This window comes from Flavobacterium laiguense (assembly GCF_003097655.1).
Classification (GTDB): Bacteria; Bacteroidota; Bacteroidia; order Flavobacteriales; family Flavobacteriaceae; genus Flavobacterium; species Flavobacterium laiguense.
The window spans coordinates 41,393-52,798 of record NZ_QCZH01000026.1 but is presented as its reverse complement, the minus strand read 5'-3'; the positions used below and the strand labels follow the sequence as shown (position 1 = coordinate 52,798).

12 protein-coding genes and 1 tRNA gene are annotated in these 11,406 nt (G+C 34.3%); 6 read left to right on the top strand and 7 right to left on the bottom strand.

What is annotated here, in order from left to right; genetic code table 11:
• Window positions 1-36: 36 nt before the first annotated feature.
• Both DB891_RS15895 and DB891_RS15890 read right to left on the bottom strand, forming a co-directional pair.
• Window positions 37-1,209, bottom strand: coding sequence for a tyrosine-type recombinase/integrase (locus DB891_RS15895; protein ID WP_116764568.1), 1,173 nt, complete (start codon window positions 1,207-1,209; stop codon window positions 37-39).
• Between the two features lie 65 nt (window positions 1,210-1,274).
• Window positions 1,275-1,348: transfer RNA gene (locus DB891_RS15890), tRNA-Met, on the bottom strand.
• Between the two features lie 151 nt (window positions 1,349-1,499).
• Between DB891_RS15890 and DB891_RS15885 the strand changes: the two genes are divergently transcribed.
• Window positions 1,500-1,892 carry an START-like domain-containing protein gene (locus DB891_RS15885; RefSeq protein ID WP_116764567.1) on the top strand — a complete coding sequence of 131 codons (393 nt, stop codon included), beginning with the start codon at window positions 1,500-1,502 and terminating at the stop codon, window positions 1,890-1,892.
• Between the two features lie 52 nt (window positions 1,893-1,944).
• Window positions 1,945-2,778, top strand: coding sequence for an aminotransferase class IV (locus tag DB891_RS15880; protein WP_116764566.1), 834 nt, complete (start codon window positions 1,945-1,947; stop codon window positions 2,776-2,778).
• Here DB891_RS15880 and DB891_RS15875 read toward each other — a convergent pair.
• The 5 genes from DB891_RS15875 to DB891_RS15855 form a co-directional block, all read right to left on the bottom strand.
• Complete coding sequence (locus DB891_RS15875) at window positions 2,775-3,335, bottom strand: YqgE/AlgH family protein (RefSeq protein ID WP_116764565.1); 561 nt, start codon at window positions 3,333-3,335, stop codon at window positions 2,775-2,777. The two genes, DB891_RS15880 and DB891_RS15875, sit on opposite strands and share 4 nt — an antisense overlap.
• 116 nt (window positions 3,336-3,451) lie before the next feature.
• Window positions 3,452-3,724, bottom strand: coding sequence for an HU family DNA-binding protein (locus DB891_RS15870; protein ID WP_116764564.1), 273 nt, complete (start codon window positions 3,722-3,724; stop codon window positions 3,452-3,454).
• 180 nt (window positions 3,725-3,904) lie between these two features.
• Window positions 3,905-4,852 (bottom strand): methionyl-tRNA formyltransferase, encoded by a 948-nt coding sequence (gene fmt / locus DB891_RS15865; RefSeq protein WP_116764563.1) that lies wholly within the window; start codon window positions 4,850-4,852, stop codon window positions 3,905-3,907.
• On the bottom strand, window positions 4,852-6,747 hold the full coding sequence (locus DB891_RS15860) for a RecQ family ATP-dependent DNA helicase (protein ID WP_116764562.1): 1,896 nt from the start codon (window positions 6,745-6,747) through the stop codon (window positions 4,852-4,854). The genes fmt and DB891_RS15860 overlap by 1 nt, the downstream gene beginning before the upstream one ends.
• A 154-nt stretch (window positions 6,748-6,901) precedes the next feature.
• On the bottom strand, window positions 6,902-7,435 hold the full coding sequence (locus tag DB891_RS15855; protein ID WP_116764561.1) for an AAA family ATPase: 534 nt from the start codon (window positions 7,433-7,435) through the stop codon (window positions 6,902-6,904).
• Between the two features lie 557 nt (window positions 7,436-7,992).
• Here DB891_RS15855 and DB891_RS15850 point away from each other — a divergent pair.
• The 4 genes from DB891_RS15850 (at window position 7,993) to DB891_RS15835 (ending at window position 11,394) form a co-directional block, all read left to right on the top strand.
• Window positions 7,993-8,289, top strand: coding sequence for a DUF493 family protein (locus DB891_RS15850; protein WP_116764560.1), 297 nt, complete (start codon window positions 7,993-7,995; stop codon window positions 8,287-8,289).
• Between the two features lie 2 nt (window positions 8,290-8,291).
• Window positions 8,292-8,999, top strand: a complete 708-nt coding sequence (locus DB891_RS15845) for a DUF4290 domain-containing protein (RefSeq protein WP_116764559.1) — start codon at window positions 8,292-8,294, stop codon at window positions 8,997-8,999.
• A gap of 110 nt (window positions 9,000-9,109) precedes the next feature.
• Window positions 9,110-10,426, top strand: coding sequence for a UDP-N-acetylglucosamine 1-carboxyvinyltransferase (gene murA, locus DB891_RS15840; RefSeq protein ID WP_116764558.1), 1,317 nt, complete (start codon window positions 9,110-9,112; stop codon window positions 10,424-10,426).
• A 92-nt stretch (window positions 10,427-10,518) separates the two neighbouring features.
• Window positions 10,519-11,394 carry a cation diffusion facilitator family transporter gene (locus tag DB891_RS15835; RefSeq protein WP_116764557.1) on the top strand — a complete coding sequence of 292 codons (876 nt, stop codon included), beginning with the start codon at window positions 10,519-10,521 and terminating at the stop codon, window positions 11,392-11,394.
• The last annotated feature ends 12 nt before the right edge of the window (window positions 11,395-11,406 follow it).

Below are 11,406 nucleotides of genomic sequence, written 5' to 3'. Positions count from 1 at the left end.
AGTGGTGGTCAATTTACTCCGAAACTGGTGGTCAATTTACACTGGAATGGGGTGGTCAATTTGACCGGTTTTTCCAGTATGACCAGTAATAAGCATTAATTTGCTTTTCGCTTCAAATGGAGTACTGTTTTTGACCAATTCTCGGTATAGCTTGGTTATGAAAGTATGTCTAAAGCTATACAATCCGTAATCTTTTCCTAATTCTAAACTGTCTTTTACTTTCTTGAAACGTTTACTGAAGTAATCTCTTTTGTCGGTTTCTCCAGTCGTCCAATCATAGCCAATGCCATTTGGAGTAAATAAGAAGCTTTCAGGGTTCAATTTTTCTAAATCAGGAATTGCAGATAAAAGTATTTCAGGAATGATTTTGATTTTTACAGCTTTGTTTTTGGCTCGAACATAAATAAGTTTGTCTTTTATGTTTACATCTTTAATTCTCAATCGAACAACTTCTACTGGTCGCAAATGATTATAGGAAATAAATTGAATAAACAAGAGTAATAAATCGTCATTGCTTTTTAGATAATTGAAAATATCAACTTCTTGGGTAGTACTATAAGTCTTGTTTCTTTCAGGTGTGGATTTTAGAACATTGATTTTTTTGACAAAATTATCCGTAATAATATCATTATCTTCTAGTGATTGAAAGAACATTGATAGATTGGAACGAGTATTATTTCTGTTTTTAGCACTTGTACTCGATAAAACGGAGTTAAGAAAAGTGATAACCGTCTTTTTATTTACCGTTGTAATGTATCTATTTTCATATCCGTTAGCCAAAAGCCACTTCTCAAATGATTTTATTCTTACTCTAAAATCACGATAACTATTCTCTTTTAGTGTGCTTTTTTTTAATTCAAGCGCAAAAGTAACGGCTTCTGGAATATTATATTTCTTTATTTCTTCAACAGAAAGAGAATCGTCATAAGGATTGAAACCATTATCCAAAATGGTTTCAATTGCCTTTGCGAGTATTTTTATTGCGTTTCTTCGCTCTTTGAGGGTCTTGAACAAATTTACTCCTGCATAAACAGGGGTTTGTCTTTCAAGCTTATCGGTTGTGGGATTTCGAAAGGAATAATACACATACCAGCGTTTAGATAAATCACCGTTTGCATCGTAAATCTTTGGTAATGAGAATTGTTTTTTATGAGCCAAATCGTATGCGTTAGCGTATTCTTTCGTTAAGAGGTCGATAATTTTAGACATAAAAAAACGGTTTTAAATTTCTCTAAAACCGCATAAAATCTATATTTTTTCGTTTTTCAACCTTGTAGCGAAGACGGGAGTTGAACCCGTGACCTCAGGGTTATGAATCCTGCGCTCTAACCGACTGAGCTACCTCGCCATATTCGGGACAAATCCTGTCCCTGAATGCGGGTGCAAATATAAAACAATAATTTAAGTGTGCAAGCAAAAATGATAAAAAAAATATTTTTCAAAATGCTTTTTTCTTGTCATAATATTCTATATATTTCCAAAAAATATAAAAGATGTTCATGGATCTAAAAGTACGTTACGAAATCGAGTTCCCCATAAATTCTTCTCCTCAATTGTTGTATCAATATATCTCAACACCTTCTGGTTTGTCAGAATGGTTTGCGGATAATGTCAATTCTCGGGGTGAGTTTTTTACGTTTATTTGGAATGACTCCGAGGAAAAGGCTAGGCTTGCTTCCAAAAAGTCTGGCGAGAAAGTAAAATTTAGATGGGTCGACGACAACAATAAGGATACCGAGTATTTTTTTGAATTAAATATTCTGGTAGACGAACTTACCAAGGATGTTTCTTTGATGGTAGTCGACTTTGCTCGTAAAGATGAGATTGAAGAAGCTACTCAGCTCTGGGAAAATCAAATTTCAGACCTGAAACATGTAATTGGATCGGTGTAGTAAAATTGTATATTATAACTTATATTTGCCTGAATTAATTCAGGCTTTTTTTATGATAAATTTTAATGGAACTTTGGTGTCTGAGGATGCAAATACAGTAGCGCAAAATCGCGGTTTTTTATATGGTGATGCGGTTTTTGAGACTGTCAAAATAGTGAATTCGAAAATTTTATTTTTAGAAGATCATTATTTTAGGTTAATGTCTTCCATGCGCGTGATTAGAATGGAAATCCCTATGAATTTCACGATGGAATCTCTTGAGGAGCAAATCGTTTCTTTGGTTAAGAATAATGGCTTAGAATCGTCGGCACGTGCCAGAATAACGATATATAGGAATGAAGGAGGGTATTATTTGCCTCAAAACAATACGGTTTCTTTTTTTATACAGGCAGTTTTAGTAGAAAGTGCTTTATATGCCCTTGATGGAAAAGAATACGAGGTTGATTTGTACAAAGATTTTTATGTGACCAAGCATTTGTTGTCTTCAATAAAGACAACAAACCGACTTATAAATGTAACGGGAAGTATTTATGCCAGCGAAAACGGATTGGATAATTGCATTTTGTTAAACGATAGTAAAAATGTTGTTGAGGTGTTACAAGGAAATATTTTTATGCTAAAAGGAAATGTTTTAACTACTCCTCCGGTTTCAGAAGGTTGTTTGAACGGGGTTATGAGAAAACAAATTTTAAAAATAGCTCAAAAATTAGAAGGTATTGAAGTGGTTGAAGAGATAATTTCTCCCTTTGATATTCAAAAAGCAGATGAATTATTTGTTACCAATGTTATTAAAGGCGTTCAGCCGATTACAAAATATAGAAAAAAAGAATTTTCAATTGAATTGTCCAAGGCTTTAGTGGCGGAATTGAATAGTTTAATAGTCTAGTTTAAATAGGGATTTTCAGGAGCGTTAGACCAGATGAGGTATTCGCCTCCAAGTTCCATGATTTGTTCTTTCCAGAAATGAGTAGCCGATTTGCCAATTATTTTGTTTTCATAATTGTTTTGGGTAATTATCCATGAGTTGGCTTCCATTTCTGTTTCTAATTGGTGTTCATCCCAGCCGGTGTAACCTAAAAAGAAACGAATGTTGTCTTTTTTTATTTTACCGCTGTTGATCAGTTCTTTGGTAGACTCAAAATTGCCACCCCAATAAATTCCGTTTGAAATCTCTATGCTGTTAGGGATTAATTCTGGAATGTTATGGATGAAATAAAGGTTGTCTTGCTCAACTGGTCCACCATTGTAAATTTTGAAAGTGGCATCAATTTCGGGAATTAAATCATTGATGGTATATTTCAAAGGTTTATTAATGATAAAACCTACTGAACCGTCTTCATTATGGTCCGCTAAAAGTATTACAGATCTATTAAAAGATAAGTCGCCAATGATAGATGGCTCTGCAATAAGTAAATACCCTTTTTTTAATTTTTCGGAAATCATAAGGCTTTATTTTTTATTAAATTTAATAAAAAAACAGTAAAAACTCCAAATTTAATCGTTGAAAGTATAAAAAAAACCTTCCATAGGAAGGTTTAATTATATAAGATAAACTATAATTAGTTTACTGCTCCTTCTAAATCTGCTCCAGCTTTGAATTTCACAACATTTTTGGCAGCGATTTGGATAGTTTTACCTGTTTGAGGGTTTCTTCCGTCTCTTGCAGCTCTAGCAGATACTGACCATGATCCGAAACCTACTAAAGAAATTTTTCCACCTTTTTTCAAAGTTTCACCTACATTTCCTAAAAATGATTCTAAAGCTAATTTTGCAGCAGCTTTTGTGATTCCTGCATCAGCAGCGATAGCGTCGATTAATTCTGATTTGTTCATAATAATAAGGTATTAATTGTTGGTTAAAAGAATTGTTATTACAACAAATTTAATAGGAATTATGTTTCTTGCAAGGATTTTGTGTGATTTTAGCGCTTTTTGTTGATAACTTGATTTTATTGTTCATAAAGCAAGGTTTTTTTCTTGCAAAAAATCACTTAACTCCCGTTTTTATTGGTTTCAATAGGCTTTTGCACTTTCGGAAAAAACAACACCATTTAATAATTCATAGGTGTTCATTTTCTTTTTGCCTGGAAATTGCAGACTCAATATTTGGAGGTAACCATCTGTAATGGCGACTTTCATTTCTTTTTTGGTGCATAATAAAGTTCCAATAGGATGTTCGTGTTGTTCCGAAATGATTTTGGTCTCATATATTTTTACATTCCACTCTTCATTTTTATCACTAAAAAAACACCAAGCCGCAGGATAAGGGCTTAATCCTCGGATAAGGTTATTGATTTCTGATACCGATTTCGTCCAATCGATTTTGCAATTCTCTTTGTTTAGTTTGTAAGCCGTTTTGATTTCTGCTGAATCATTTTGAATGGTTGTAGTTACATTTCCACTTTCTATTAATTGCAATGTTTCTATAACGGTACCACTTCCTAAAACCATCAAACGATCGTGTAAGTGCCCTGCATTTTCAGTTGCTGAAATTTCAGTTTCAGCACTCAAGATCATGGCTCCGGTATCTATTTTATCATCTATAAAAAAAGTAGTGACTCCGGTTTTGGTTTCTCCGTTTATGATGGCCCAATTTATCGGTGCTGCTCCGCGATAATTAGGAAGTAAAGAAGCGTGAAGATTGAATGTTCCTAATGCGGGCATTTCCCAAACTACTTTCGGTAACATTCTAAAGGCTACAACAATTTGTAAATTGGCATTCAATGATTTTAATTCCTCTAGAAAACTTTCGTCTTTTAGGTTTGTAGGCTGTAATAATGTTATGTTGTTCTCTAAAGCATATTCTTTAACGGCAGAGTATTTTAATTTCTGTCCACGGCCTGCGGGTTTGTCAGCAGCGGTTATTACGCCTACTACTTCGTAATTGTTTTTGATTATGGTGTCCAGAATTCCAACAGCAAATTCTGGGGTTCCCATAAATATAATTCTTAATTTTTCCATTATGATTTTAAAGTATATTTATTATTCTTTTGAATTATTAGAATTTCATTTTCTAATAATTGTTGCAGGACAAAGATAACATCGTCTGAGGTGTCTTTGGTCTTATTTTGAATTTCTCTTGAATTTAAATCTTCACTTTCTAATAGCTTGATTATTTTTTTTGAAAGTGTGTTATAATCTTTTCGGGTCTTGGTTTTCGTAATGCAATACGAGCAAATGCCACAATCGGTAGTTGCTTTTTCTCCAAAATAATCTAAAATAATTTTGCTTTTGCAAACGTTTTTTTCTTTAATATAATGGAGTACCGATTGAAGTTGCTCTTTTTTGAGCTGGTTTTGTCTCTCTAAATATTTTGAAACTCTACTGATCGTTCTTTCATCTTCCCGAATCTCATTAAAAATTAAAGTTGCATCATTATTTTTCGAATGGTATTCAATAATTTCTTTGTCTTTTAATTTATGTAGTACAGCCTGTATTTCTGCTTCAGAATGATGGGATTTTTTAGCAATTAACGGAAGATTAAATGCGGTTTGCATTTCATATATACCGGGATAGGTTCTCAATATAGCCAAAATTATTTCTTCATCGTTGGGGTTCAAGCTCGTATAACGAATGACTTCTTTGGATGGAATTAGAAATTGCAACGTTATTTTTTCCGAGAATTCCTGAGATAAAGTAATAACACCTTGTCCGTCTAGAAAACGAAGGGCATTAAAGGTTTTTAACGTAGGGAATCCATATTTTAAGCAAAAATGATGCAAGTTAAAAGGGAACTGTTCGTCAATTCCTTCTCCATAAGCAATTTGGAAATAATTACAGAGTTTAACGTACATGGTGTTCAAAAAAGGTTTATCGGGAAGGACTTGTATAAATTGATTTTCGGTCTGGATAATATCAGATGGACTGGTCAATAATACGGCATATGCTTTGTCTCCATTTCTACCGGCGCGTCCAGCTTCTTGGTAGTAATTCTCTATGTTTTCGGGTAGCTGAATATGAATAACGGTTTTTACATTGGCTTTGTCAATTCCCATTCCAAAGGCATTTGTAGCCACGATGACTTGGGCTTTTTCCTCCATCCACAACTGCATGTTTTTGTCTTTTTCTCTAGAGGTAAGGCCGCCGTGATAATAGGTGGCTTTAAAACCTAATGATTGCAACTGACTCGAAATATCGAAACATGATTTTCTGTTCCGGACATAAATGATAGAAGGTTGTGGATTTTTTTTAAGGATTTGTTCAACCCTGAAAAGTTTGTCTTCTACTTCAAAAACCATATAAGCAATGTTTTCTCTGGCAAAAGATTTTTCGAATTGTTTTGGTTCATGCAAACCCAGTTCGGTTATAATATCTTTTTTCACCTTTGGGGTTGCCGTTGCGGTAAGTGCCAGAAATGGAACTTTTGGAAAATGTTCTTTTAAAGCAGAAATCTTCAAATAAGCGGGTCGAAAATCATGTCCCCATTGTGAAACACAATGCGCCTCATCGATAGTGATCAGGTTTATGGGGAGATTTTTTATTCGATCCATAATCCAATCCGATTGTAATCGCTCTGGAGATACGTACAAAAATTTATAATTTCCGAATTGGCAATTGTCCAGCAAATCAATCATCTCGTCAGATTTGATACCGCCCGTTAATGCAATTGCTTTGATGTCGCGCTTTTGCAAGTTAGCTACTTGGTCTTTCATCAGCGCCACCAAAGGCGAGATCACCAAGCATATTCCTTCCTTCATCATGGCGGGAACCTGAAAACAAACTGATTTCCCACCTCCCGTTGGCATCAAGGCAAAAGTATCCCGACCGCTCAAAACTGAATCAATTATTTCGTTTTGAAGAGATCTAAATTTGTCGTGTTTCCAATATTTTTGAAGAATGGCTAATGCTTCTTGCATAGAAAAGTGTTCAGTATTCAGTTCTTTAGTATTCAGTGAGCTGACTTCAGTTTTTCTATTTTTAGTTATTAATGCATTGGTTAATACAAAATTATCAATAGATAGCTGGCTATTAATAATCCATCATTGAATGCGAAAAACTAAAAATGGAACACTAAATTTTATCTAATATATAAAGAATTCTGTTATCTACACTATCTTTTGGCACTTCAATTAGATTGTAACCGTATTTTTGATAGGTTTCTATAAGGTGTTTGTAGATGGTTTTTGCTTGTTCAAAGTTTTCATAACGCTCACTATCACTTTGGTAAATCTCTTCCCAAGGCGGAAGAATAAATATTTTAGTGTAATTATTTTCGCGGCAAGCCAAGTCAAAATGATCCGGATAAGAATCCCCAATATAATCCAAGTACGCCACAACGTCGGGAATGCCACGATCGATAAACACTATTGTATGTGCTTCATTTTGAGCATTATTGTATTGCTTAACTCTTCCGTCAAGCAGCATTTGGCTAAACAGTAAAGGATCTTCTAGGAACAATTGCTCAATGCCTCTTTGTTGAGCTTCAAGCGTTACTTCTCGAGAAATTTCGGGATAACAACAATAGCCTTTTGCAACCAAACTATCGATAATAGAACTTTTCCCCGTACCTGGGCCACCAATGATAACAATAATTTCTTTCTGCACTTTCTGTAATTAAACGGCAAAAATACTTAAAGTTATCGTTATTTTAAAAAAAAAAGCGCTAGGATTTTCATCAGTTTGTTCAGGAGCGAATGATTGTTCCTTTTTTAGTAGATATGGGTTCCTGCTGTACACTATATCTTTATATAAAGGATGCCGTTTCCATCAGGGCTAAAGGGAAATAATTGTTTTTTTTTTTTTTTTTGGAGGTATTTTGTTGGATTAAAGCTGTTTTTAAACCCAAAATAAGTTGATACACATCTGGGTTTAAAAAAAAAACTAAATTCTAGACGCAATTCTGAATTCTAAATTTTAAACGGATATAAGACAAATTGCATCTTTTCAAAAATTACAATCAATTTGATTAAAGAATAATTGTTTTTATGATACATTAATCGATCAAATCTGCGTAAATCTGCGAAATCTGCGTACCAATTTTTCACGCAGATTTCGCAGATTTTCGCAGATTTTAAAAAATTCTCTAAGAAATGCAATTTGTCGTGCGCCCATTCTAAATTCTAAAATCAAAACCGTATATTTGCTTTTATTTTAATTTAAGAATGGACGAAGATAAAGAAAGAGAGACCGCAGAATTTTACGAAAGACTGAAGGTTGAGTTAGATAATAGCAACTCTTGGCCAGCAGAATATTTGTTTAAATTTATAGTTCCCACATCCGACGAGAATATCAAAAAAGTCGAAGAAGCATTTAATTGTATGGGAGCTGTAATCAAAACGACAAAGTCAAGAACAGGAAAATTTACCAGTATTTCAATAGATTTAGAGGTCAAAGATTCACAAGAAATAATAGATAAGTACCAAGAAGTTTCTACAATAAAAGGTATAGTTTCCCTATAATTATGGTCGAAAAATATAAAAAAGAAATAGCGAATGATGTTGTTTTCAATTTAGAATATAATTCTGAAAGAGAGCACTTAATCATTCCGGAATATGGTCGTCATTTGCAAAAATTGATAGAGCAGGCAACTGTTATAGAAGATGATGTAGAACGCAACAAAGCGGCAAAATACATCATTCAAGTAATGGGAAGTTTGAATCCTCACCTTAGGGACGTGCCTGATTTTCAGCATAAACTGTGGGATCAACTTTTTATCATGTCCGATTTTAAATTGGTAGCCAATTCGCCTTATCCAATTCCATCGCGAGAAGTTTTACAACTCAAACCCGATGTTTTAAAGTACCCTCAGAATTTTCCAAAATACAGGTATTACGGTAACAACATAAAATACATGATTGATGTTGCCAATAAATGGGAAGATGGCGAAATGAAAAATGCATTGGTAAAAGTAATTGCCAATCACATGAAAAAATCCTATTTAAGCTGGAACAAAGACACCGTAAAAGACGATGTGATTTTTGAACACCTTTATGAATTATCAGACGGGAAATTGAATTTAATTCAAAGTTCAGAAGAGTTATTAAACACCACCGATTTATTACGAACCAATAAAAGGATTTCCAATAAGATTACTCCTGCTGGGCAGCCTAAAATTCAAAGTAATAAAAATACTAAAACGGGAAAACCAAAACCGTTTATCAAGAAATAATTTAAATAAAGATAGAAGTTAAGGCGCTAATTTGATGAGGATAAAGCTATATGGCTAATAAAACCTTTGAATCTTAGAGTCTCTGCGACTTATAAACTTAAAATAAAACCATGGAAGTTTTCAAAATAGAAGGAGGGGTGCGTTTAAAAGGGGAAGTAATACCTCAAGGAGCCAAAAATGAAGCATTACAAATTTTGTGTGCCGTACTTTTAACTCCAGAGAAAGTAACAATCAACAATATCCCAGATATTATCGATATCAATAAATTGATAACCCTTTTGGGGAATTTGGGAGTTAAAATAGAGAAGATAGGATCAGGATCTTATACTTTTCAATCGGATGAAGTAAATGTAGACTATTTAGAAACAGAAGCTTTCAAGAAAGAAGGAGGATCACTTCGTGGTTCTATCATGATTGTTGGGCCACTTTTGGCACGTTTCGGAAAAGGATATATCCCGAAACCAGGAGGAGACAAAATTGGACGAAGAAGATTGGATACCCACTTTGAAGGGTTTATCAATCTTGGAGCCAAATTTAGATACAACAGGGAAGACCATTTTTATGGAGTAGAAGCACCTGATGGACTTGTAGGTGCCGATATGTTATTGGACGAAGCGTCGGTAACCGGAACGGCCAATATTGTGATGGCGGCGGTTTTGGCTAAAGGGAAAACAACAGTTTACAATGCTGCTTGTGAGCCTTATTTGCAACAACTTTGTAAGATGTTGAACTCCATGGGAGCCAATATTACTGGAGTTGGATCTAATTTATTGACGATAGAAGGAGTTAAAAACCTAGGTGGTTGTGTACATAGAATTCTACCCGATATGATTGAAATTGGTTCTTGGATTGGTCTTGCGGCTATGACAAGAAGCGAAATTACAATCAAAGATGTGAGTTGGGACAATCTAGGGGTGATTCCCAATGTATTTAGAAAACTAGGAATTACATTAGAGAGAAGAGGGGATGATATTTTTATCCCAGAACATAAAGACGGATATGAAGTTAAAACAGATATTGATGGTTCAATTCTTACCATTGCCGATGCGCCATGGCCTGGATTTACTCCAGATTTATTGAGTATTGTATTGGTAGTTGCTACGCAAGCCAAAGGAGATGTTTTGATTCACCAAAAAATGTTTGAAAGCCGTTTGTTCTTTACGGATAAATTGATAGACATGGGAGCGAAAATCATGTTGTGTGATCCCCATAGAGCGGTAGTTATAGGTCATGATTTTAAATCAGTTCTAAAAGCAACAACAATGTCTTCTCCGGATATTCGTGCAGGAATCTCATTATTGATTGCCGCACTTTCGGCCAAAGGAACGAGTACTATTCAAAATATTGAACAAATTGATCGTGGATACGAACGTATAGACGAACGTTTAAGAGCAATAGGAGCCAAAATAGTTCGAGAAAAACAATAAGAAACAACAATTTTAAAAATCGCTTAAATAAATTTAATTTTAATTTGAAATTAGTTTGTTTAAGCGATTTTTTTAGTAGAATAAAATGAAATATGTCCGATAGAACGAATGAGCAAAAAGCGATAAAGGCAACCTATTTTAGTATCATTGGGAATACTGCTTTGGCTCTTATAAAAGGGTTAGCTGGTTTTTTCGGAAATTCCTATGCCTTGATTGCAGATGCTATAGAATCTACAACAGATATCTTTGCTTCTCTTTTGGTTTTATTTGGTATAAAATATTCCAACAGACCAGCAGATGATAATCATCCGTATGGACATGGAAGAGCCGAACCATTAATTACTTTTTTAGTAGTTGGATTCCTTATTACATCGGCAACAATTATAGGATATGAGAGTATTGTAAACATTCAAACGCCTCACGAATTACCCAAAACTTGGACACTTCTTGTATTGGGTGCTATTATCATCTGGAAAGAGTATTCGTTTCGGTTGGTAATGAAAAGAAGCAAGGAAACCAATAGTTCTTCTCTTAAAGCCGATGCTTGGCATCATAGAAGCGATGCGATAACTTCAGTAGCTGCATTTACAGGGATTTCTATTGCCTTGTTTTTAGGAAAAGGCTACGAAGCTGCAGATGATTGGGCTGCTTTGTTTGCCTCATTTTTCATTCTTTATAATAGTTACCTCATTTTTAGACCCGCTCTTGGCGAAATCATGGACGAACATTTATATGATGATTTGGTCGAAGAAATTAGAAAAGTTTCCCTTCAAGTGAATGGAATTATTGATACCGAAAAATGTTTCATCCGAAAAGCAGGAATGAAATACCATGTTGATCTTCATGCCAGAGTAAATGGTATGATAACTGTAAAAGAAGGACACGACTTATCTCATAAACTCAAAGATACTCTAAGAGAGAAGATACCAGAGTTGGGGCATGTTTTAATTCATATTGAGCCTAATTAAAGAGTTTTTAAT